Source organism: Natronoglycomyces albus, from assembly GCF_016925535.1.
In the GTDB taxonomy this organism is placed as follows: domain Bacteria; phylum Actinomycetota; class Actinomycetes; order Mycobacteriales; family Micromonosporaceae; genus Natronoglycomyces; species Natronoglycomyces albus.
Genome location: NZ_CP070496.1, coordinates 2,921,724 through 2,944,563, shown reverse-complemented (window position 1 = coordinate 2,944,563; position 22,840 = coordinate 2,921,724). Strand labels below are relative to the sequence as shown.

Here is a 22,840-nt window from a genome sequence, read left to right as displayed (position 1 = left end):
AAGGTGTCGTGATTTATTGGAAGACTGGCTTTTGCTCACGTTGAAGACGGTGGCCACCAGACCGCCGGGCGTTGGCAACGAATGGAGTGGCAATGGAACGTACAGCAGTCAACCCGGTGACGTGGTCGTTGGAGATGGGATTCAACCAGGGCGAGGTCGTCACCGGACAGACCCGGACCCTCTACATTTCGGGACAGACCGCCATGAGCAAGGAGGGGAAACCCGAACACGACGGAGACATCGCCGCCCAGCTAGCGCTGGCAGTGGACAACCTGGAAGCTGTGCTCGCCGAGGCCGGTATGTCGTTGGCGAACCTGGTGCGCCTCAACGTCTACGCCACTGACGTTGACGCGCTGTTCCCGCACTACGGGGTACTGGCGTCGCGGTTGGGGGCCGCAGGAGTGGCCCCGACGACCACCATGCTCGAGGTGAATCGGCTGGCGATCCCCGGCCAAATGATCGAACTCGAAGGAACCGCCGTCGCCTAAGGACGTGGCCACTCTTGTTGCTCGTGTCGGCTCGGCTGACACGAGCAACAGCTCATTGGGGAGACGTCTGCTCAGGGCATCGACAGATCATCTTGGCGACCCTAGAGACCGTACGCCTTATCGCCGTTAGCACCGGATAGATCGCGAAGTCTGGCTCGTACGTTTAGCCTGCCCAGTCGCGCCGCAGCAGGCCGTACACCCAAGAGTCCGACACGTCGCCATTGACTATGCAGTCCTCCCGCAAGGTCCCCTCATGGAGGAAGCCGAGCTTCTCCAGCACCCGGGCCGAGGCCACGTTACGGGTGTCTGCTTCAGCCTGAACCCGGTTTAGGTCGAGCGTGTCGAAGGCCCATTGGAGCAGCACCCGCGCCGCCTCCGTGGCATAGCCGTGCCCCCAAGCCGTCCGGGCGAGGCAATAGCCCAAAGAGGCGCTTCGAAAGGTGGGATTCCAGCTGTTGAAGGTGCACCAGCCGACAAAAGCTTGGTCAGATTTACGTTCGATCACCACGCGGGCACCGCTGCCGTCGGCGGCCATCTTTTCGCAACTGGCCAAAAACCGCACGGTCGATACTCTATCGGTCCATGGTGGGGAGTCCCAATAGCGCACGACGTCGGCATCGCTTTGCAACGCGAAGAGATCGTCGGCGTCGGTGTCGGTGAACGGACGCAATAGCAACCGCTCGGTGTCCAAGGTTGGGGTTGGGAGGGTCATGAACGCATTGTCCCAACCCAGTCAAGGCGATTTGAGCTTGACAAAGTCACGTCGTCTATCGAGTAACCCAAGACGTTGAGTCCAAACTCCACCGGTTTGTGGCCGATGCAACCTACGGCGCAATTGCCAAGGACATTACGGCCTGTTGCACTGGCTTGAGGTATCGCTTAAAGCCGTATCCCACGAAGGCCGGATGGTCGATGGCATCCGCGCTAACTTCCCTCCCTCTCACGAATGGAGGGCACGGCGCGAGCCGGATCCCGCTGGGCCCGCCCTCGAGGAGGGCCGCCGTCATCCGGTAAGCGGTGAGTTCCTCCGCATGGATTCCGGGCCCGTCTGTGATGACCACGTCAGCTGTCGTGATCGCCTGGCGTAGATCTTCCTCCCATGGCATACCGGAAACTCGGAGAGCAGCCGGGCAGCTTTGACGGATGTCGAGGTCGAATGCTTGGCTGGCCTCCCACCATGCCCTCGCGATGTTCCCGTCCGCGCCCACGAACAAGTAGCGCACCTCCAGCGCATTGACCTCCCGTGACAAGGCGTACAAGTCCGAAAGCACCTCGCACGGATGGTTCACCTCCGTCATCGCGTTTACCACCGGCAGCGCGTTCGCGACCGCCATGCGTTCCAGCACGGCGATGTCCGGATGGCGCACGACGGCAAGACTGGCCCATTGGGCGAGGTAACCGACGACATCGATCAGGTCTTCCGGCTTGTCGAGGCACTCTGGTGGGAAGAGGATCGGCTGGAGTCCCATTTGCGCCGCACCTCGTTCGAAGGCGAACCGGGTACGCAAACTCGACGCGGGGAAGAACATCGCCACGGCGCCGTCGAACTGCTTCCCAACCTCCGCCACATAGCCACTCGTGCGCTCGAACAGCTCGTAGAGGTCCTCTCGCGTCCAGTCGCGCAGCGACAACATATGCCTCATACGCGTATTGTCGCCCGCGCCAGCGTGGTCACTTCGACCAGGTCAGAGGTAATCGATGAGTTAGGCAGCTACTGCGCTTCCTTCATTCCCGACGAAGTACATGGGACACTGAGCGTTCACGCGAATACTGTGCTGCCTATGTCGATCGCCCGGCTACCACTACGGTCGATTCACCGGAAGGATCCGAAGTCCCCCACGCCAGTGGAAGCGTGGACCAACTCCAACTTTCGCAAGGTTGTCCGCTGCAAAACTCGGTTGACGTCCTTGCCTCGCCGCTTGCGCCAGATCCGTTCGGTGCTTGGGAAGTCGAACAATCTGCTCACATGACCAGCGAATTACGAAGCTTGCCAATAACGCTAGACGTTGAATCTAAACTCCACCGCGTTCGGGCAGGGAAGGCCATCACACGTGAACCCGGATCGCGTTGTGCCACAGATCCTTGCCACGCTCCACATACTCAGCGGCCACTGGCCAATGCTCGCCGTGGCCCTCTAGGAACATGGTCCCCAAGGTTCCACGCCGTCGCGATCATCATCTCGAAGCAACTCGACCATCGCCCAGGATCGTTGCGCGAGCGTCTCTGGAAGAGCGCTGCGCGCTTCGGCGTCCGCACGATATCCGTCGACGAACGCGCGGAGTGCCTGTGCGGACGCATCCGGATCGAGGGACGCATCGTTGAGCGTGTACGCCTGCGCGGAGTACGCAAGGTCCCACAGCCGGGTACTCGCGGCAGCACCACTCCAATCGATAGACACCGATCGCTCCCTCAATACGAGATTCCATGGTGTGAGGTCCCCAAGGCATACCAGGTCGGGCGCGGACACCGGTATGAGCGCAGGATCGAGCCCTAGGCCTGCGGCGTCGAGCTCCTCATTCGCGTCGTGGATGGCCCTGACCGTCCCTTCGACCTGTCGCAGCTGGGCATGAGTCAGGGGCCGACCGTCACTCGCGACAACCCCGTCAACGAACTCCGTGACAATCCGCCCTTGAGAGTCTCGCCCCATCGGTACCGGCACGTCCAGCCCACGCCCAACGTCCGTAGGAGCCAGGTGCCCACGTGTGAACCCACCCATGGCGCTGGGCAAGGTCGTTGCCGCTGCCGAAAGGTGGTCCGCCGACCGGCCGCGAGCGTCAGTGGTAGCGGGCATACTTCAGGAATGAGGTTTGAAGTACTTCCCGCGGTGGACTTCGACGACGTCGCCGCGCTCGTGGGGCCGAAGAAGCCGACGTCGAACGTGTGCTTTTGCTTGAGCTATCGGGTCGGCAGCAAGCAGAACAACGCGCTGCGCGGAACCGCACGCGCCGAGAAGGTGCGCGAGCTGTGCGCGCAGGATCCACCGCCCGGCGTCATCGCCTATCGCGACGCGGAGCCGGTGGGATGGGCAGCTCTGCACCCCAGGCGCGAGACGAGCTTCACCCGCAACCGGCTCATCCCACACATCGACGATCTCGACGTCTGGTCGCTATGGTGCTTCCGGGTGCGCCCCGGCCACCGGAAGCAGGGTGTGATGCACGCGCTCATCAACGGAGCGGTCGCATACGCGCGGGAACGAGGCGCACCGGCGATCGAGGGATACCCCGTCGACAACCGCGGCGAGCGTGTCGATCAGACCATGGCGTACGTCGGCACCAAGGCGCTGTTCGAGCGCGCCGGGTTCGCCCAGGTCTCGGAGACCAGATCCGTTCTGAACGGATTCCCGCGTGTTCTCATGCGGCTCGACCTGCCCTGACCACACGGCCCGTAGTCGTCACACGTTAAACCTAAACTCCACCACGTCGCCGTCTTGCATCACGTATTCCTTGCCCTCCATGCGGACCCGGCCAGCGGCCTTAGCCGCCTGCATGGTTCCGGCGTCCATGAGGTCGTCAAAGGAAACCACTTCGGCCTTAATGAAACCACGTTGGAAGTCGGTGTGAATCTCGCCAGCGGCCTCGGGAGCAGTCGCCCCCTGCCGGATGGTCCAGGCGCGCGTTTCCTTCGGCCCGGCCGTCAAATACGTCTGCAAGCCCAAGGTGGAGAATCCCACCTCGGCCAGTCGGTCCAGGCCCGGCTCAGACTGGCCGGTGGACTCCAACATCTCCGCGGCCTCGTCCTCGTCCAGGTCGATAAGCTCCGATTCGAACTTAGCGTCCAACAACACCGCCTGCGCCGGAGCGACCAAGGCTTCCAGTTTGGCCTTCAACTCGGCATCGGCCACCTGGCCCTCATCAACGTTGAACACGTAGATGAACGGCTTAGCCGTCAACAAGTGCAGGTCGTAGATCTCCTCGGTGTCGATACCGGATTCGAAGATCGTCTGACCACTATCGAGGATGTCGCGCGCCTGCTGGACCGCCTTGAGCTTCGGCAGCACGTCCTTCTTGACCCGCGACTCCTTCTCCAAGCGCACCAGCGCCTTCTCCACCGTCTGCATGTCGGCCAGAATCAGCTCGGTATTGATCGTCTCGATGTCGTCCGACGGCGAGATCTTGCCGTCCACGTGAGTGACATTGCCGTCCTCGAAAACGCGCACCACCTGGCAGATCGCGTTCGACTCTCGGATATTGGACAGGAACTGGTTGCCCTTGCCCTGCCCCTCGGACGCCCCACGCACCAGGCCCGCGATGTCGACGAACGTGACCGTGGCGGGCATGATCTTCTGCGAATCGTAGATCTTGGCCAGCTTGGGCAGCCGGTCGTCGGGCACGGCCACCACTCCAACGTTGGGCTCGATCGTGGCGAACGGATAATTCGCCGCCAGGATGTCCGAGCGGGTCAGAGCGTTGAACATGGTGCTTTTGCCGACGTTAGGGAGGCCGACGATGCCGATAGAGAGTTTCACCAGGTCATTATGGCCGCTGCCATGAGGGCGTCGAACAGGTGGGGGTGCCCGGCTAGGCCCAGTTCACTCCCCAGCGCCAAACGGACGCACAGCCGGAATTGTCGTACCCCGGCCATATGCTGACCTTAAGTGGTTTGTCGGGCATACCTAGAGCCCCGCACCGCACATCAGAATGGGAAACGTCAGCATGCGCACAGTCCGCAGGGGCACCGGGACGCCGTTGGTCCTCATCCACGGTCACCCAGTTGACCACCACCTCCTCATGCCTTTGGACGAGGGCATCGCCCGCCACGACCGGTGGGAACGGATCTACCTCGACCTACCCGGATACGGCGCTTCGGAGCCAGTGCCAAGTATCGACTCCGCCCAGGCGCTGGCCGACCATCTGGTGGATGAACTGAGGTCGATGTTCGGTACTACGCGGTTCGCGCTGTTGGGGAATTCCTTCGGCGGAATGCTTGCCCGCCATGTTGCTGCCGTCATGCCCGAGCACGTGATCGGTTTGGGGTTGCTGTGTCCGGTGGCGGTCGCCGACCATGCCCGCCGTCAGTTGCCACCCCGAACCGTGCTGGTGAAAGACCCGGACCTACTCGCTTCGCTGGCAGATGAGGACCGTAGCGAGTACGAGAACATGGCCGTGACGCAGTCGCCGCAGAACTGGGAGCGATTTCGCTCAGCGGCTCTGCCAGGGTTGCGCAACCACGACGCAGAGGCCGTGGCCCGCATCAGCGCGAACTATTCGCTCGACATGGAGCCCGAGGAACGGCGCGGGGGCTTCGATGGCCCGACCCTCATCATCACCGGGCGACAAGACCAGGTGGTCGGTTTCGCCGACCAAGCACAGTTGTTGCGGCACTATCCGCTTTTGCGGTCATCGACGCGGCCGGGCACAACGCGCACCTGGACCAGCCAGCGATGGTTGGCCAACTCATCGACGATTGGCTGACCCGCATGGAGATGGAAAGCCCCGCTGATACTCCCTGGACCGGCGTTCAGACGCGGCTAGGTCCGGTGGCAGATCCCGCCGGTGCCCCTTGCCGCTTCAGTGCCCGACCACGCACATAAAGACGAGAAAGTGGCGCCGACTCCACTCGGAGCCAGCGCCACCCTGTAGCTGTCCTCAGGCGTCCTTGGCGTCACGGCGGAAGATCTTGCGGCCCAGCCACACCAGCGGGTCGTACCGGTCTCCGGCGACGCGCTCCTTCATGGGGATGATCGCGTTGTCGGTAATCTTGATGCCTTCCGGGCACACGTCGGTGCAGCACTTGGTGATGTTGCAATAGCCCAAGCCCTGTTCGTCCTGGGCGTGTGAGCCGCGATTGTCCTCGGCGTCCAACGGGTGCATGTCCAGCTCTGCGGCGCGGATGAACAACCGGGGCCCCGAAAAGGCCTCTTTATTCTCCTCGTGGTCGCGAATGACGTGACACGTTGTTTGGCACAGGAAACATTCGATGCATTTGCGGAACTCTTGGCTGCGTTCCACATCGACCTGTTGCATGCGATATTCGCCGGGCTCCAGGCCCTCCGGGGGAGCGAACGCGGGCATCTGGCGCGCCTTTTCGTAGTTGAACGACACGTCGCACACCAAGTCACGTTCCACCGGGAACGTGCGCAGGGGAGTCAAGGTGATTTCCTGATCCTCCTCGAAGGTGCTCATGCGCGTCATGCACATCAATTTGGGCATGCCGTTGATCTCGGCCGAGCACGAGCCGCACTTACCAGCCTTACAGTTCCACCGGACGGCCAAATCAGGAGCCTCGGTGGCCTGAATACGGTGCACGATATCGAGGACGACCTCGCCCTCGTTGACCTCGACCTTGTATTCGCTGAAGTCGCCGCCCTCGGCGTCTCCCCGCCAGACGCGGAATACTCGGGTATTGCTCATGGCTATTCACCGTCCTCTGCGTCAGTCGCGGCCGCTAGGCCGAGATGGAGTTCTTCTTCGGTCAGGTACTTCGCTAGCTCGTCGGGCTCGAATAGCTCCAGCAGCTCGGCGGGGATCGTCGGCACCGGTTGGCGTTTCAACGACACCCGACTGTCCGTGATCGGCGTGTCTTTGTCGGCCGTGGCGCACACGAGGTTGATCTTGCGCCACTTCGCGTCCATCTTCGGCGCGTCCTCGCGGGTGTGCCCACCGCGCGATTCGGAGCGCTCAAGCGCGGCCAAAGCGGTGCAGTTGGACACCAGCAGCATGTTGTACAAGTCCAGGGCTAGGTGCCAGCCGGGGTTATAGGCCCGGCCCCCAGGTACCCGCACGTTGTTGATGCGGTCGGCCAGGCCACGCAGCTTGTCGATGGCCTCTTCCAGCTCCTCTGCGCGGCGGATGATGCCGACTAGCGAATGGTTGATGTCTTGCATTTCCGATTGCAGCCCGAATGGGTTCTCGGCTTTGCCACTCGTCGGTTGTAGGGGTCGCAGGGCCTCGGAGGTGGCTACCTCGATCTGCGACTCGGCCAGTTTCGGCCGCTCTTCGAGGCCGTCGACGTAGGCGGCGGCGTGTTCCCCGGCGCGTTTTCCGAAGACCAGCAGGTCCGACAGGGAGTTGCCGCCCAGCCGGTTGGAGCCGTGCATGCCACCGGCGACCTCACCGGCCGCGTAGAGCCCGGTGACCTTCGTCTGCGCGTCTTCGGCCGCCACTTCGATGCCACCCATGATGTAGTGGCAGGTCGGTCCCACTTCCATGGCCTCGGCCGTGATGTCGACGTCGGCAAGCTCTTTGAACTGGTGGTACATCGAAGGCAGCTGCTTGGTGATGTAGTCCGCGTCGCGGCGGGAGGCGATGTCGAGGAAAACCCCGCCGTGTTCGGTGCCGCGCCCGGCTTTCACCTCGGCGTTGATCGCACGAGCCACCTCGTCGCGCGGCAGCAGTTCGGGCGGTCGCCGGTTATTGTCCGGGTCGGTGTACCAGCGGTCGCCTTCGTCCTCGGTCTCGGCGTACTGGGCGCGGAAGACGTCGGGGATGTAGTTGAACATGAACCGGTCGCCCTCGGAGTTGCGCAGTACGCCGCCGTCTCCGCGTACCGATTCGGTGACCAGGATGCCGCGCACCGACGGCGGCCACACCATGCCGGTTGGGTGGAACTGGATGAACTCCATGTTCAGCAGCGTCGCCCCGGCTCGTAGCGCCAGCGCGTGGCCATCGCCGGTGTATTCCCAGGAGTTCGAGGTGACTTTAAAGGATTTGCCGATACCGCCGGTGGCGAGCACGACCGCGGGCGCCTCGATGGCCAGCAGTTCCCCGTTGGAACGCTTATAGCCGAAGGCACCGCTGACGCGGTTGCCGTCCTTCAGCAGGCGGGTGATCGTTGTTTCGTCCAGGATTCGCAAGCGCGCGTCGTAGTCGCCGTGCTCGCGCTGGTCCTCCTGTTGCAGCGAGACGATCTTCTGTTGCAGGGTGCGGATCATCTCTAGGCCAGTGCGGTCGCCGACGTGGGCTAGGCGGGGGTATTCGTGTCCGCCAAAGTTGCGTTGGCTGATTTTGCCGTCGGCGGTGCGGTCGAACAGTGCCCCATAGGTCTCCAGCTCCCACACCCGTTGGGCGGCTTCTTGGGCGTGTAGCTGTGCCATGCGGTAGTTGTTCATGAATTTGCCACCGCGCATGGTGTCCCGGAAATGGACCTTCCAGGAGTCGCGGCTGTTGACATTGCCCAGGGCGGCGGCCGCGCCGCCTTCGGCCATGACGGTGTGGGCTTTGCCGAAGAGGGATTTGGAGATGACGATGGTCTTCTTGCCCGCCAGCCGGGCTTCGATGGCGGCCCGCAGGCCAGCTCCACCCGCGCCGATGACGAGGACGTCGCACGATAGGCGGGTGATCTCTTCGGTGTGTGGTTGATCGGTCATGTGTTTCTCACCTTGTGTCGCAAGTTCGCTAACGCAGCAGACGTCGCGGAAGTCTTAGTTGATGAAGCGGAGGTCGGTGATCCAACCAGCGGAGACGGACATGATGTAGAAGTCGGTCAACGCCAGCGATCCGAGCGTGATCCAAGCGAACTGCATGTGTCGAACGTTGAGGTAGCTCGATATGGTCCACAGCTTGTAGCGGATCGGGTTTTGGGAGAAGTGGCGAATACGGCCGCCCATGACGTGCCGACAGGAGTGGCAGCCGAACGTGTAGCACCACAGCAAGATGACGTTGCCCACCAGGATGATGTTGCCCAGCCCGAAGCCGAACCCGGCGGGGCTTTGGAAGGCGATGATCGCGTCCCAGGTGTTGATGAGGGTGATGGCCAGGGCCGCGTAGAAGAAGTAGCGGTGGCTGTTTTGCCAAATCAGCGGGAACCGGGTCTCGCCGGTGTAGCTCGCGTGCCCGTCGGGAACCCCGCACGCGGCCGGTGCCATCCACACTGACCGGTAGTAGGCCTTGCGGTAGTAGTAGCAAGTCATACGGAACATCAGCAACAGGGGCAGGCTCAGGGCCGCATAGGGCAGTAGCGGATGGTCGGGCAGAATCCGTCCGAACAGTGATGCCTCGGGCAGGCAGCCCTGGGAGACGCAGGGGGAGTAGAACGGGGTCAGGTAATGGTAGTCGCCCACCCAGTAGTTTCCCTGGTAGAAGACACGGAACGTAGCGTAGGCGACCCAGGCGAACAGTCCGATGACGGTGATCGCGGGCCCCAGCCACCAGCGATCGGTGCGTAGATGCTTCTTATTGATGGCGGCTCTGGCACCGCTGTCTTCGGTGATGGTCATCCGGCCTCATAGCTCCTTTGTGCCGAAAGCGCTGCGCGGAGTTCACCGACCCTCACAACCGGTCCGCGTTCTGTCCGAGATCGCGGTGCGCCCGGCGAGCCGGGCTGTCCGATGGCCAGGGGTGGGCCGCGATGTGGTGACCGCGTCGAACCCGTGCTTATGCGCATGTCCGCGCAGCGCCTGGCTGATGGCGCTGGTGAGGATTCCGAACAGTGTCGGCGAGCCGATGATGTCCACACAGCGTGTCGTATATATGCGCCCGCGACCGGCTACCTCCCGAGCGGCCGCTTGACCTTCGCACATTACCGCGTAACGGGCGCACATCACAGATGGGGTTCGTCACAATCAATGGCAATGATGGATTTCGTCGGTAAAAGTTGAAGGTTTTTCTTGTGTCCTTAGGGGTCAGTGTGACCTCCGAGGCGCAACAGGTGACCAATGTCGGTCCCACGCGCTACCGTTGCGCCTATGTCGAAACCAGACACCACCAGCGGGACAAACCCGCAAACCGCAACCGACCGACGCTCCCTTCTCTTCGTGCACGCCCACCCCGATGACGAAACCGTCGGCACCGGCGCCACCATCGCCCACTACGTCGCCCGTGACGATGTCGACGTCACCCTCGTCACCTGCACCCTCGGCGAAGAAGGCGAAATCAAGACCCCCCACCTAGCCCGACTCGAAGCCGCCCAAGCCGACCAACTCGGAGGCTACCGCTACGCCGAAATGGCCGCAGCGGCCGACGCCCTCGGGCTGGAAGACTGGCGCTTCCTGGGCGGTGCCGGGCGCTGGCGGGACTCGGGAATGATGGGCACACCCGCCAACGACCATCCACGCGCCTTCTGGGGCGCGGACGTGGACGAGGCCGCCGCCGACCTAGTGGCGATCGTGCGCCAGATCCGGCCCGAAGTGTTGGTGACGTACGACGACTTCGGTTTCTATGGGCACCCGGACCACATTCAGGCCCACCGGGTCGCGATGCGGGCCGCCGAGCTGGCCGAGGACACCGATTACCGGCCCGACCTGGGCCAAGCCCACGCCATCCGCAAGATTTACTGGACGACTGTGCCCAAGAGCGATTTGGCCAAGAGCTTCGAGGAGTTCGCGGGCTCTGAGGATAACCCCTTTGGCGACATCACCTCGGTCGATGACCTGCCCTTTGGGGTGGACGACGACGTTGTGACCACCGAAATTGTCGCCGAAGAGGCCGCTGGGCCCAAGAAACTGGCGGCGATGTCGGCCCATGCCACGCAAATCGCGCCCGAAGATTGGCTGTACACGATGGCGGCCAAGCTAGGCATCGAGTCCATCCTCGCCGAGCACTACATCTTGGTCAAAGGCGAACGAGGGCCCGGCAAGGGTCCGCACAATTGGGAAACTGACCTGTTCGCCTAGCCGATGTGCCCCTTATCCCCTCTGCCCACCGATGGGGGAGCGGGTAAGGGGCCTTTACAAGTGCGGCTATCAGCCGAGGCCGCCAGCGACTTTGAGGCTGCACTTCTCATAAGCCTCACTGCGACCTAGGTGCCTGTGCAGTTTTACGGCAACCGGATCTGGGCGTAGACGGGGCGATGGTCGGAGCCGATATCGGGCAGCACCCGGAAGTCTTGTACCTCTGCGCGCTCATCGATGACGATCCGATCCAGTGTTACCGGAGGAGGCCGCAATAGTCCTTTAATGAACCGGCCTTCGGTAAACCACGTGGCCTTCCATCCGTCGCCCATGACTGAGGCCGCGTCGAGATACCCCTCGTTGAGCAGATCGCGCATATTGCGATGGTCGAGTGTGGCGTTGAAATCGCCAGCGAGAATCCACATTTCCTCCTCGTCGCCGGTGGGGTATTGCTCGAAATCGCGTTCCCAGTTGTCTATCCGCTCAGCAGAGCGCGGTGCCGCGGCATGTACGGCCATCAGGTTCACCGTCATTCCCGCTCCAATGTCGACTTTTGCCGCTGGTTGATGGAAGATCCCGTCCGGTTCGACCTCCGGCAGCCGCTGGAGCGGATACCCCGAATAGATGGCCGAACCTTCGGCCGCCCATCCGGTCTCGACAATCGAGTGGGCGAACAGCTCTTCGACACCCAGCTGCTGGAAACGGTCAGCGCTGAGTGGAGTCACCTCCTGCACGCTGAGGATGTCGATGTCCCATTCCCGGGCCATGTGGATGACCGCTTCCTCCTCGGCCTGTCCCACGGCGAGATTGACCGACAAGATGCGCAAGATTGGCCCGTCGGCGGGGCCACCGGGCGTTGAGTCACCGATGGCGCGAGGGAGGACCGTGATGGCCAGCGATAGCGCACACACGAGGGTGACTCCCAAGGCCCACCAGCTGCGGGCCCAGGCCAACGCCGCTAGCGCCAACGGGGCCAGAAGCGCAACATAGGGGGTGAACGCCACCGCCACTACCAGCAGCCATCCCTGTTCTAGGCCCAGCAAGCGCACGAGGGTGAACGCGGCGGCGCCTGCGGTCAGCGCCCACGAGGCCGCCCGCACGAGTCGCCGCTGGAACCAGCGAGGTTGCGCTGCCCCGCTAGCGGGCTCGGCCGGGGCCGGAATGGTCGGGGTGCTCATCGTCCTCACCGGGATGAGTCTAGAGATGGCTCGCCACTACTATCGATATCGTGAGCCAGCCACCCGACCTCCGTCTCGAAGAGGCAACGCGGACCCCCGAGGATGCCGACGCGCCCGGCACTGTGGAATACGCCATCCGTATTGGTGGCGGCATTGTGGTGACTGTGGGCGCGGCCGTGCTGGCGTTGCTGGAATCCTTCCTGGTGCCCACCCGCATCGCAGCGATACCGATACCCATCGCCGCTGTCATCGCCTTCCTGGGTAACTACTATTTGCCCAGTTTGGCCTCCTGGTGGGTGGCCAACCGGTGGGCTTCGTTGCTGCCCATCGGCGCCTGGTTCGCCGTGGTGTTGGTAGCCAGTTCGCCCACCGGCTCAGGCTCACTGATTATTATCAATACCTGGCCCGGGTACGCCATGTTGCTAGCCGGGGCAGCCGGAGCCGCCGTGGCACTGTATAAGAACATCGCTGGCCCGCGCCAAGGCACGCTTCGACCCCGCCCGTCACGTAACCCCGAGGAGTAATAACCGTGGCTAAGTTTTTGGCTAAGATTCGACTCCCGCAGCATTGGCGTTCGATCGCCTTGTTCGGATTCGCGCTGTGGCTGAGCAATCTCGTTGGCCGCTTCATTTATCAGCGGGCGGTCGACAATGAATCGCTCAGCTTGGCCATGGTCGACCTGACGACCCTGGTGGCGGCTGGCCTTTTGGTTTTCGTGGCCGCCGCGGGTGGACTATCCTGGTCGATTCGTCTGGAGCAGCGCGACATCGCCGGGGAACTTCTGCCCACGTTCTTGGTGGTCGTGTTGGTGTCGACTCTGATCAACCCGATGCTGGTGGGCGGGAATTTCCCCGACGTGACCACATTCTTCACTCAGGTTCCGCTGTTGTTCGCGCAAATGTTGCTCGGCTGGCTGATCGGCCACCTGCTTGGCGTCGCGCTGGGCATCGACAAGCTGGGACAGGACCTGAAGGCGACTGAGGAATACCACCTGCGACGGGCCAACCCCAAGCAGGCCGCTTCGGTCTAAGCCACTCCCTGGGCCTACCCAGTGGTGTCGCTTCGGGCTGGCATCTGTCGCCGAAGTGAGCTACGACTAGGGTAGGAACCCGACTCAGGCGCGTCGAGCCGCATTCAGTCTTTGCGGCGCGGCCGCCGGGTCGGCTTCGGGGGGATTGGCTTGCCCGCCACGATGTGGGAGCGTTCAACGATGATCTGTTCCCCATCCCGGTCAATGGTCAATGTTGTGTCGTCGAAAGCGACTAGCTGACCAAGTATGTCCGTAAAGCGCCTGCCTGGGGCTCCATCGGACAGGGAAATGCGAATTGCGACTCGTTTCCCCACGTGCTCTGGTCCCAACATTCGACCACCCGTCTACCCTTGAAATTACATGTTTAATAGGCTCTTACCGTCATCTCAACGCAGCTAGTCGAGCTGCGCGACGTAGGAAGGACGACGCGTGACCTACATCATCGCTGAGCCATGCGTGGATGTGCTGGACAAGGCGTGCATCGATGAGTGCCCCGTGGACTGCATCTATGAAGGCAATCGCATGCTTTACATCCACCCCGACGAATGCGTGGACTGTGGGGCTTGCGAGCCGGTGTGCCCAGTCGAGGCTATCTTCTACGAAGATGACGTCCCGGAAGAGTGGGATGGCTACACCAAGGCCAACTACGACTTCTTTGACGAGCTGGGCTCTCCGGGAGGGGCTTCCAAGATCGGCAAGATCGAGAAGGATGACCCGTTCGTGGCCGGACAACCACCCGAACCCTCAAAGCAGTAACGACGCACCTGGCTTTTTCCTAGCCCGACCATCAGCCACCCCACTTGCTCGCAACGCCCATGCGGTCGAAACCTCAGGCGCTGAGAGCCGAGAGGGAAGGTCGCCAAAACGGCCTTTAGACTTGGCCGTGTGTCAACACGTCGCTTTACCGAGGCCTCGCCGAATCGCCGCCTGCCGCAGTTTCCATGGGATCGTATTACGTCCTATCGCAAACTGGCAGGTGAGCATTCGGGGGGCCTCGTTGATTTGTCCATCGGCACCCCGGTCGATGAGGTGCCGCAGGCGATACAGCGGGCACTGTCGCAGGCCTCGGCGCGGCCCGGGTACCCCAATGTGGCCGGCTCGCCGGAGCTTCAGGCGGCGATGCGGCATTGGCTGGACCGCCACACGCAGGTACCCGAACATGTCGGAGTTCTACCCACGATCGGTTCGAAGGAACTGGTAGCGAATCTGCCTTGGCAGTTGGGCCTGGGAGCCGGGGACGTGGTGGCCATTCCCCATCTGGCCTATCCGACCTATGAGGTCGGGGGACTCTTGGCGAAAGCGACGGTGGTCGCCGCGTCTGATCCGCGCGACGTCGAAGGGGTCTCGTTGGCGTGGATCAACTACCCGGCCAACCCCACCGGTGAGATCGCGAGCGTGGATTACCTGCGTGACTTGGTGGCCTGGGCGCGGGCCAATGATGTGATCTTGGTCAGCGACGAATGCTATTACCAAGTGTGGTTCGATGCCAACGACTGGCCGACATCGGTGCTGGACCCGCGCGTCAACGACGGCGACCTGACAGGACTGATCGCGGCGCATTCACTGTCGAAACGCTCGAACCTGGCCGGTTACCGGGCCGGTTTCATTGCCGGGGACCCGCACATTATCGATCAGCTGTGGCAGCTACGGCGGCACGGTGGCTTTATCGTGCCCTGGCCGGTGCAACAGGCCATGATCGCATGCTTGAGAGACGAAGAGCACGCCACCGAGCAGCGGCTGCGCTATGGGCGCCGCCGCGAGGTGCTCACCGAGGCCGTCCAGGCGGCCGGTTTCCGCATCGAACATTCCAAGGCGGGGCTGTACTTGTGGGCCACCAGGGACGAAAGTTGCTGGGACACGATGCAGTACCTGGCACAGCTGGGCATCCTGGCTGGCCCCGGAGAGTTTTATGGACAGGCGGGGGCCAATCACGTGCGGATTGGTTTGACGGCCACCGACGAGCGTATAGCCGCGGCGGCGGATCGACTCCGTACAGGCCCCTAGACAGAGCACAGCTCGGTGAAGGCTGTACGGCCCACCTCTTAGGTGGCGTCCCCATACGAGGAGGAACGGCGGCGTCCACCGGACTGCCCACCAGAGGAGGACTCAGAGGAGGACTCGTCCAACGGCGCGTCCAGGCTCGACGCCGTTTGACTAAACGACTGCTTCACCGCGTCGGTCTCCCGATCGAGGTCTTTGAGAACGCCCTGTAGCGGGTCCTTCAGCATCGCCTCGTCCTCTTCGCTCAGCACATGCTTGCGAATGAACGTCTTCGGATGCAGATCCTCGACCTTAATGTCCGTGCCGACCTCCTTGGACAAGTCGGCGGCGGCTTTCGAGGCCATCTGACGAGCCTTACGGATAAAGCCTCGGATGTCCTTCAACAGCTGCGGCAGCCGGTCAGGGCCCCACAGGAACAAGGCGAGCAGGAGCAAGACCAGGAAACCGGGCCAACCAATGTTGCTCAACGCGACTCTCCTTCATAGCAGCGGGGACCTCACCAGCTTAAGTCCTGCCAAGAGCACAGTGCAACCGCGAGGCTAAAGCAAAGACACCCCCGACGCCTCCCGGGGGCCAACCACGCCTGAAGCCGCCCAGAAACCACAAATCCGCCTAGGCCCACCCCCACGCCAGCCGCGTCGAGCTCAGGAACGACCCCACCAAGAGGCCACCCGGGGTCAGCCCGTGTCGGCCGCCAACGTCACCTCAGTGGAGTTCTCGGCCCCATTGCGCTGATAGACCACCTCGACCGTCGTGCCCGGCGCGTACTTACGCACCAGCGCCACCAGCTCCAGATTGTCCGTCACCGTCGCGCCGTTAAAACTGGTCACAATGTCGCCATCCTCCAGCCCCGCCTCCTCGGCGGGCGAACCGGGCACGATTGTCGACAGCTCCACGCCAACACCGATCGACGAGGCACCCACCTCAGCGCCCATGACCGTACGCGAAGCCGAACCCGTCGCCACCAACTCCTCGGCAATCCGGCGGGCATGATTGATCGGGATGGCAAAACCGATCCCGATACTGCCAGCATTGCCCCGCTCATCAGAAAAACCAGCGATGGCCGTGTTCACCCCAATGACCTGGCCACCGGCGTCCGTCAGCGGCCCGCCAGAGTTACCCGGGTTAATCGCCGCATCCGTTTGCACCGCGGCCATAATCGCCGCCGTATCCCCCATATTGTCCTCAGTGACGACCGGACGATCCAACGCCGAGATCATCCCCTGCGTCACCGTGCTGCTCAAACCCAACGGAGCACCCACCGCCAGCGCCGGATCCCCCACATTGAGCTCATCAGAATCGGCGAACACCACCGGCGGGAAATCCTCGCCCTCGACCTTCAACACCGCCACGTCCGTCTCCGGGTCCGAACCAATCAGCTCGCCTTGGTGCACCTCGCCATTGGACAGCTGCACTTGCAAGCTAGAACTGCCGTCGACGACGTGGGCGTTGGTCATCACTAGGCCGTCTTCGCTGATGAAGAAACCAGAACCGTTCCCGCCCCCCGCAGTGAGAACCGTGACCACCGACGGCATGAGATTGTCAACCACCTCGGCGGCCGAGGACATCTCCCGGTCGGTAATAGGGTCGGCCCCAGAAATCGGGCCGCTCGCGAAACCACCACCGGCACGGGAAGCGTAAATGCCCAGCGCCGCTCCGAGAGTTCCCGCCACCAGTGCTACCACTACCGACACGGCCACCACCACGCCAAGCGGCGTCCGCGCCGTGGAGACCGGCTCCGGCTCGGGCAGCGGCTCTGTGGGAGGACCCACAGGCGCGGCGGTGTGTTCGACGACAGCGTGGCTATGGGGATTACGCCACGGGTCTTGCTCGGCATCGGGGTTCCACCAAGCTGAGGGCTCAGTGTTGCCATAAGTCATGTCGTGGTCCTTTTCGGCGCCATATCGCGGTGTGGACTGCTGAGAATGAACGCAGGTGGTGTGTGCCGACCACAGGCCACCAGTAGACAAAATGGCGGCCCGCCGCACTGACAAGTGACACTGTGGCACCTGCGGCTTGTCCCCTCGCGGGGTGTCGTTCCATTGTTCCTGACAGTGCCACTTTTGGCTCGTGAAACCAAGCCTGATTTTCAGGCATTGACGTGCCACCCGTCAGAAGTCGAAACCTGGGGGTTGTGGGAACGCCTCACGTCTGCAATCCTGCCTCACAGAGGGCCGCCTACGACAAGGCCCGCAGGAAGGGGGTATATGCGTGCCATCGACCGCGTAAAACACAGCAGCCCCGGCTCGAGACGTTGATTCTGGGGTGCAACGTGCGCGAGGCAGGGCCGCGGCGTATCCACAACAGCCGAGGCGAACGTTCACGCCAAGGCCCCTCTGGCCGATGCGTACAACCGTGACTGGTGCATCAAGGGGGTCATCACGATGCAATCGTCACAACAGCGATCGTCGCCGTAGTCCCCACCACCGGCTAGAAGATTCCGGCCAGCCCATGTGGACTACAACAGCATGCCTATCGACCCTCGCCACGAGGCGAACGGCGAAGAGGCGACTGCGCATGACGAAGCAATGCGACCAATCGCACGAGACCTGGCCGTAGGTGCTAGTTCAAACGCTGAGACTAGATCCGAAGTGAGGGAAAGCAGGTGCGATGGCGCAGCGACGTGGGGTAATTTGGCGAGGTTCTCAAGCTCTTTGCTGAGGGTCTCGGCCTCTTCGGGAGTCATCTCGACTACCAGTCGACCGCCGCCTTCGAGCGGGACCCGCATTATGACTCCGCGGCCCTCTTTGGTTACTTCCAACGGACCATCACCAGTCCGCGGCTTCATGGCCGCCATACTTAGTCTCCCCTCGATTCAGTGTCGCAATCTGGTGCGACTGAATATTGGTACCGCTAATTTTCCCTGATCGATCGGGCAGACGACAACTCGCCCCACCGGTACTGTGATAGTTACCGGCCAAAACCACCCATGTGGGGCTAAATGTTACTCTTCTGGGTCTTGTTCGTGCTCAACTCCGAGCAAATAGGCCTGGCCGTCCAGTTCATTCCCATACGGAGCCACAAAGGTGGGTAGCTCGGATGGCCCCAACGAACGCACATACGACCAAAACTGTCGCACCGCCTCGCCCTTCGTCGACGCCTCAACCGGCAACGACAAAGTCACCAGCCAATCGCGGCGCTGGCCGTTCACCGCCGAATTGGCAAACGGCGCGGTCCACGCGGCCAAACGTTCCTGGTCGATGAGTGACAGTCCCAGGCCCACCTCGGCCTGTACCACCTCCTCGGTGCGGGCTCTGTAGCGCACCACTCCGCCGCGCGCTTCACCGACGGCAAAGACGCCCTCAGGCCCGGCCACAGCGACGCTGTCACCGTCGTTGACGGGGGAGGCCGCACCGCCGGGAAGGGCGACCGAATCGTAGGAATAGGCTTGTTGGTCGGTGAATTCCTCACTCGGCAGTCCGAGCAACCAGTAACGCATGGGAACATTTCACCACGGTTGACTCAACAACTTAGGGTTGCCTGGCTATCTTCGTGGTCTCAAATACGAACCAGAGGGTGAACTGGGCACATGTCGCCGGTTTTAGTTGTCACGACCAGGGGCGGAGTCTCCCAAGGGGCCATTGTCGTCCCGCTGGGCTGCCTGGGAGGGTCCATCCGAGGCAGCCGAAGAGGCCGACGCATCCGCTGCGGCCTGGTTGTCTTTCTCGCCCTCGTCCAGCAGGTTTTCGGCGATCACCACCTCCGGTTGTGGCTTCTTCGCCTCCCTGGCCAGACGCAGTCGCTCCTCCAGCTGCGCGATGTACTCATCTCGCCGACCCAGCTCCCAGGCCAGTCTCCGCAAGGCCTCATCGACTTGGCTCGTGCGATAGCCGCGAGGGCCTGTGTCGAAAGTGACCGCCGCGACCGACCTCTCATCGATAATGCGGCCGTCGGCGAACCCCGAGGTCGAGGCCTCCGGTTCCAACGACTCTCTCCCAGCGGCCCACACCGCGATCGCGTAGGCCAGAAAACCGGCCACAACAACCACCGTCAACAGCAACAACCAGGTCATCGAGTCCCACCCATCCGCGTTATACCTACCCATGCTCTAGCATCGGAATCCCGGCGCCACATCGGGATACAACGACACTTGCCCAAGCTTGCCTCACTGTCGCCCGAGCACACTGCGCCAGCGCCACCGGTGGCTTAGCCGCCGAAGACGGTAAACGCGAACAGCCCCATCGTGACCAACGCCAAAACCACGCCCAGGCGCGGATTGTGCGGCACGACGGTCTTGATCGGTTTGCCATGCCGGTCAAAGAGGGGCGTACGAGGCTTGTTGGCGAAACCGACCAGCAGATATCCCACCGCGGCGGCGAACACCGGCGGCAAGAAGATCAGCCACCACAATGCCGCAGTGTCGCCATCGGCAGAATTCCACCACATCACCTGCAAGACGAAACAGGCCACCATCGTGGTTCCGTAGACAAGGATTTCCCGCACCACGTGATGGGCCTTGGGCAAGAAGGTTGGACGCTGGGCGGCGCGCATGGTGGCCATGCGATGATCCGCCGCCATTCGCAGCGCCGCCCGGCCTTCGCTCAAGGCCATGTCAATCGAGTCGACCTGAGGCCTCGCGTCGTCTGCCGAAGGGTTGAAGTTCGGGGCGCTACAGCGCAGGACACCACATCCTTGTGCCACTTCCTCGATCTCCTCGCCGATGGCGGCGCGCAGACTTTGCAACTGCGTGCGCTGCCGGGTCGTCTCGGCCCCGGACTTGGTCGTAGCCGAGGCCGAGTCACGACGTTCCTTGGAAAGCTGATGCAGCAAGTCGTCATAGCGATTGAGGCTCATAGGGATACGTCCTCCTCCAGACGGCCGGGCTTGACGAAAGGCACGGTCAGCGTTGTGGTGTTGGCATGGCGGTCAATGAACAAGGCCCGGTTGGTTCGGGCCGTCCAATCACAGGTCGGGTCGCCCAACACATTGCCCAACTCTTGGGCTGACACATTGAGAGCGACAATCCCGGCGCAGGCCTCGCGCCCGGAAGGCCCACCCATATCAGTGGCGAAACGCCGAGCACCGCGCCACCAGCCAAGAACGTGAACGCCACCGGAAGGGCCGTGCTGCATCAGGTGCAAAAGTTTGGGCGCCACCGTGGTCGCGGCCGCGTCAGCACCAAAGAGAACCAAGTAGGTCGGGGTGGGATTGTTGTTCAAGGACATCACCGAGTCACGAAGCTCGGCGGCAGTGATCTTAGTGAAGCTGTGGCCAGCGTCCTGGAACGCCGATTCCAACTCGGCGCACGCCTCATCGGCAGCGGCCACCAACGGGGCGAGAACGAAGTTCACCGACCCCGGCTCGTGCTGCCGTGACACCGACAGCGCCGCAGCCGAGACGACATCGACTCCCACAGTGGAAGTGCCCAACACCGCCAAGTGACGTCCAGGACTCGCGTCGAATGTGTAAGACACTGTGGACACATCGACGTCCACGGCGCGGCCGATCAAAGCCCGCGGCAGCCCCTGCGCCGACAATGTTCGATAGGTCGGATCAGCTACCAGATGCTGCTCATCGAAGCCCTGGAACACCACCGGCCGGGCCGCATTGACATCCCGCGCCGACCACAACTTGTGCCGCAACTGAGCCAAAGCATCCTCGGACGCCGAAGCATCGGGGAACTGACACGTGCGATCCCACCCGGGAGCGCCCCCGGCCGTATTGATCACAGCCTGGCCCACAGTAAGGCCCTCCGCCGACTCGTTGCGCTCGTCCAACAAGTGACTGGCACCCGGCAGCGCCACCCGCAACGGAAACTGCCCGAAGATCGAATCCTTCTTCGCGTACAACGCCTCGATACCCGAAATTGTCTGACTGGCCAGCACCAAATGCACCCCATAGGATCGGCCCTTACGCGCCAACTCCTCCAAATGTGCCACGGCGGTGCGAGCCAGGCGATCATTGCCGTTGAACAGCACATGGAATTCGTCAATGACGGCCACAATGCGCGGCAGGTGCTCATCGGGCATCAGCTGGCGCAACTTGGCCAATCGAGTGGCCCCCGCTCGCTTCATGATCGAGGCCCGCCGCGACAACTCTCGCCGCAGCGCCTCCAACACCGCCACACCATACTCCCGGTCCGACTCAACCCCGACCGCCTTCACCTGCGGAATCCAAGACTCATCGCCCATCGACGGGGTGAACTCCGAAAAGGAAACACCCTCCTTGAAGTCCAACAAATACAGCGCCAACTCATCGGGACCGTAGCGGGCCGAAAGACTGTAGAGCACATCGAGCAAGAAAACAGTCTTCCCCGCCCCAGTACGCCCGCCAATGAGCCAATGCGGCGTGGCATCGTCGAACGACACCGGCACATCGCCCCGGGCATCCCGACCAATAACCGTCGTCAAAGCCGCCGCCGAGGACTCCGCCCAGAAATGCTCGGGAATCAAATCCTCCACACCCAAGGTCGCCGCCCGCTGAGTCTGGCGGGCACGTCCACCAAACACCGAGCGCATGAGGCCAGGAGAGGGAGCCTCATCCAACTCCACCGGCAGCGGGACGTCCGACAGCGTCACATCGTCCCCAATCGACAGATACGTGCCACCCTCGATCGCAGGTGGCGGCTCATGGCGCAGTGCCGACCGCCAACCACACAAGATCACATGGGTATGGGCGCGAGGCCCAGCATGAGCGATCGCGGCGATGCGCTCCCGTAGCGTCTTGCCAATTTGTGGAGGCAGCCCCGCGACAACGATCACATGATAAGGCTGGTCAGCAATTGACTCAGACCGTGCGGCCGCGTCTCGGACCTCCTGAATGCGCTTCTCCGCCTCAGTCAAGACCTTGCCCAGCGAAAGATGATCCGTCGCGACCGGTTCGGCGATACCAGCGTCCACCAACGGAGCACACGGAGCGAAGACCTGGCCCAGCGTCACCCCATCGACCAAGGAGAACTCGATCTTGGGATAGGCGGCCACCAGCCGCACCATCAACGTTTGCAACAACGAAGAGACCCGCGCGTCGGCCGCGTCACCATCGACGACCAGATGACCCGATCCGACCAGGCGCACCAACGCGGGAAAAGAATGGCGCTCATCCAGCTCCACCCGTCCCAGCCGAATCGCCGATGACCCAGGCGGATCGGCGGCCAGCGGCTCATCCTCGCTTACCGACGAAATATCGAGCCCCAGCCAGCCGGGAGTAGCGGCAATCGCGCTTTCGTGCAACAGGGTGACAATCTCGCGTTGTTTGGCCATAGTGGAGGCCATCGAAGAATGAGCGACCTTGTCCTCAAGCCGACGACCGGCCTCATCGGCAAGCCACGTCGCGGCGCGGATCGCGGCCGCAGTGTGCTCCAGTTTTGCGCGCCAACCCATCAGGTTCCTCCCCATTGCCGGTTAAGGGAAACTCTACCGGTCGATCGAGGAGGAACGTGACCCTCAAAGGGGCCCTGACCGGGCTCGCGACAAACCCGGCCAGTGACTAAACCTCGTATGGAAAGACCACCATCGGGCCATCGGCGGCACACACGCACCGAACAACCGGCCCAAGCACGACAACCGCCTCGCTTGAACCGCAAGCGGCACTCAATGAGACTTATGAAAAAGCCACGTCCAAGGCCACAGAAGGCAAAGTTTGCGCAGACAAACGAGCC

At 62.6% G+C, this 22,840-nt stretch carries 22 protein-coding genes and 2 pseudogenes; 8 read left to right on the top strand and 16 right to left on the bottom strand.

Annotated features, from left to right (window positions below; all coding sequences use genetic code 11):
- The first annotated feature begins 92 nt into the window (after positions 1–92).
- Complete coding sequence (locus JQS30_RS12670; protein WP_213170614.1) at positions 93–488, top strand: RidA family protein; 396 nt, start codon at positions 93–95, stop codon at positions 486–488.
- Between the two features lie 163 nt (positions 489–651).
- Here the strand turns inward: JQS30_RS12670 and JQS30_RS12665 are convergent, their stop codons facing one another.
- From JQS30_RS12665 to JQS30_RS12655, 3 genes are all read right to left on the bottom strand, one after another.
- Positions 652–1,200, bottom strand: a complete 549-nt coding sequence (locus JQS30_RS12665; protein WP_213170613.1) for a GNAT family N-acetyltransferase — start codon at positions 1,198–1,200, stop codon at positions 652–654.
- Positions 1,201–1,312: 112 nt separating this feature from the next.
- On the bottom strand, positions 1,313–2,131 hold the full coding sequence (locus JQS30_RS12660) for a hypothetical protein (RefSeq protein ID WP_213170612.1): 819 nt from the start codon (positions 2,129–2,131) through the stop codon (positions 1,313–1,315).
- Between the two features lie 491 nt (positions 2,132–2,622).
- A complete protein-coding gene (locus tag JQS30_RS12655) occupies positions 2,623–3,279 on the bottom strand; it encodes a phosphotransferase (protein WP_213170611.1) in 657 nt (218 codons plus the stop codon).
- 9 nt (positions 3,280–3,288) lie between these two features.
- Between JQS30_RS12655 and JQS30_RS12650 the strand changes: the two genes are divergently transcribed.
- Complete coding sequence (locus JQS30_RS12650; protein ID WP_213170610.1) at positions 3,289–3,861, top strand: GNAT family N-acetyltransferase; 573 nt, start codon at positions 3,289–3,291, stop codon at positions 3,859–3,861.
- 18 nt (positions 3,862–3,879) lie between these two features.
- Here the strand turns inward: JQS30_RS12650 and ychF are convergent, their stop codons facing one another.
- Positions 3,880–4,953: a redox-regulated ATPase YchF gene (gene ychF, locus JQS30_RS12645; RefSeq protein WP_213170609.1), complete on the bottom strand. Its 1,074-nt coding sequence runs from the start codon at positions 4,951–4,953 to the stop codon at positions 3,880–3,882.
- Between the two features lie 187 nt (positions 4,954–5,140).
- Between ychF and JQS30_RS12640 the strand changes: the two genes are divergently transcribed.
- Entirely contained in the window at positions 5,141–5,899 is a 759-nt protein-coding gene (locus tag JQS30_RS12640) for an alpha/beta fold hydrolase (RefSeq protein ID WP_213170608.1), read from the top strand.
- A gap of 192 nt (positions 5,900–6,091) precedes the next feature.
- On the opposite strand, the pseudogene JQS30_RS12635 reads toward JQS30_RS12640, so the two are convergent.
- The 3 genes and pseudogenes from JQS30_RS12635 to JQS30_RS12625 all read right to left on the bottom strand — a co-directional run.
- Positions 6,092–6,838, bottom strand: a pseudogene (locus JQS30_RS12635) (succinate dehydrogenase/fumarate reductase iron-sulfur subunit); the annotation flags it as partial.
- A gap of 2 nt (positions 6,839–6,840) precedes the next feature.
- On the bottom strand, positions 6,841–8,793 hold the full coding sequence (locus JQS30_RS12630) for a fumarate reductase/succinate dehydrogenase flavoprotein subunit (RefSeq protein WP_213170606.1): 1,953 nt from the start codon (positions 8,791–8,793) through the stop codon (positions 6,841–6,843).
- 54 nt (positions 8,794–8,847) lie between these two features.
- Positions 8,848–9,642 carry a hypothetical protein gene (locus tag JQS30_RS12625; RefSeq protein ID WP_213170605.1) on the bottom strand — a complete coding sequence of 265 codons (795 nt, stop codon included), beginning with the start codon at positions 9,640–9,642 and terminating at the stop codon, positions 8,848–8,850.
- Between the two features lie 468 nt (positions 9,643–10,110).
- On the opposite strand from JQS30_RS12625, the gene mshB reads away from it, so the two are divergent.
- A complete protein-coding gene (mshB, locus tag JQS30_RS12620) occupies positions 10,111–11,037 on the top strand; it encodes an N-acetyl-1-D-myo-inositol-2-amino-2-deoxy-alpha-D-glucopyranoside deacetylase (protein WP_213170604.1) in 927 nt (308 codons plus the stop codon).
- A 143-nt stretch (positions 11,038–11,180) separates the two neighbouring features.
- Here mshB and JQS30_RS12615 read toward each other — a convergent pair whose 3' ends face one another.
- Positions 11,181–12,212, bottom strand: a complete 1,032-nt coding sequence (locus JQS30_RS12615; protein ID WP_213170603.1) for an endonuclease/exonuclease/phosphatase family protein — start codon at positions 12,210–12,212, stop codon at positions 11,181–11,183.
- Between the two features lie 50 nt (positions 12,213–12,262).
- On the opposite strand from JQS30_RS12615, the gene JQS30_RS12610 reads away from it, so the two are divergent.
- Together JQS30_RS12610 and JQS30_RS12605 are read left to right on the top strand one after the other, a co-directional pair.
- On the top strand, positions 12,263–12,736 hold the full coding sequence (locus JQS30_RS12610; RefSeq protein WP_213170602.1) for a hypothetical protein: 474 nt from the start codon (positions 12,263–12,265) through the stop codon (positions 12,734–12,736).
- A gap of 5 nt (positions 12,737–12,741) precedes the next feature.
- Positions 12,742–13,242 (top strand): hypothetical protein, encoded by a 501-nt coding sequence (locus tag JQS30_RS12605; RefSeq protein ID WP_213170601.1) that lies wholly within the window; start codon positions 12,742–12,744, stop codon positions 13,240–13,242.
- Positions 13,243–13,346: 104 nt separating this feature from the next.
- Here the strand turns inward: JQS30_RS12605 and JQS30_RS12600 are convergent, their stop codons facing one another.
- Positions 13,347–13,574 (bottom strand): putative acetyltransferase, encoded by a 228-nt coding sequence (locus JQS30_RS12600; protein ID WP_213170600.1) that lies wholly within the window; start codon positions 13,572–13,574, stop codon positions 13,347–13,349.
- Positions 13,575–13,671: 97 nt separating this feature from the next.
- Between JQS30_RS12600 and fdxA the strand changes: the two genes are divergently transcribed.
- Positions 13,672–13,998, top strand: coding sequence for a ferredoxin (gene fdxA, locus JQS30_RS12595; protein ID WP_213170599.1), 327 nt, complete (start codon positions 13,672–13,674; stop codon positions 13,996–13,998).
- Positions 13,999–14,127: 129 nt separating this feature from the next.
- The gene (gene dapC / locus JQS30_RS12590; protein ID WP_213170598.1) at positions 14,128–15,246 is read left to right on the top strand and encodes a succinyldiaminopimelate transaminase; all 1,119 of its coding nucleotides are present in this window, start codon (positions 14,128–14,130) and stop codon (positions 15,244–15,246) included.
- Positions 15,247–15,284: 38 nt separating this feature from the next.
- Here the strand turns inward: dapC and JQS30_RS12585 are convergent, their stop codons facing one another.
- The 7 genes and pseudogenes from JQS30_RS12585 to JQS30_RS12555 all read right to left on the bottom strand — a co-directional run bounded on the left by JQS30_RS12585 (position 15,285) and on the right by JQS30_RS12555 (position 22,562).
- Positions 15,285–15,710, bottom strand: coding sequence for a twin-arginine translocase TatA/TatE family subunit (locus JQS30_RS12585; protein ID WP_213170597.1), 426 nt, complete (start codon positions 15,708–15,710; stop codon positions 15,285–15,287).
- A 210-nt stretch (positions 15,711–15,920) separates the two neighbouring features.
- On the bottom strand, positions 15,921–17,123 hold the full coding sequence (locus JQS30_RS12580) for a S1C family serine protease (protein ID WP_213170596.1): 1,203 nt from the start codon (positions 17,121–17,123) through the stop codon (positions 15,921–15,923).
- 755 nt (positions 17,124–17,878) lie between these two features.
- Positions 17,879–18,040, bottom strand: a pseudogene (locus JQS30_RS12575) (DUF3117 domain-containing protein); the annotation flags it as partial.
- Positions 18,041–18,187: 147 nt separating this feature from the next.
- Positions 18,188–18,682 carry a hypothetical protein gene (locus JQS30_RS17395; RefSeq protein ID WP_246497910.1) on the bottom strand — a complete coding sequence of 165 codons (495 nt, stop codon included), beginning with the start codon at positions 18,680–18,682 and terminating at the stop codon, positions 18,188–18,190.
- Between the two features lie 102 nt (positions 18,683–18,784).
- Positions 18,785–19,255, bottom strand: a complete 471-nt coding sequence (locus tag JQS30_RS12565) for a DivIVA domain-containing protein (protein ID WP_213170595.1) — start codon at positions 19,253–19,255, stop codon at positions 18,785–18,787.
- Positions 19,256–19,389: 134 nt separating this feature from the next.
- Positions 19,390–20,037, bottom strand: a complete 648-nt coding sequence (locus JQS30_RS12560; RefSeq protein ID WP_213170594.1) for a hypothetical protein — start codon at positions 20,035–20,037, stop codon at positions 19,390–19,392.
- On the bottom strand, positions 20,034–22,562 hold the full coding sequence (locus JQS30_RS12555; protein ID WP_213170593.1) for an FtsK/SpoIIIE domain-containing protein: 2,529 nt from the start codon (positions 22,560–22,562) through the stop codon (positions 20,034–20,036). The genes JQS30_RS12560 and JQS30_RS12555 overlap by 4 nt, the downstream gene beginning before the upstream one ends.
- Positions 22,563–22,840: the final 278 nt, after the last annotated feature.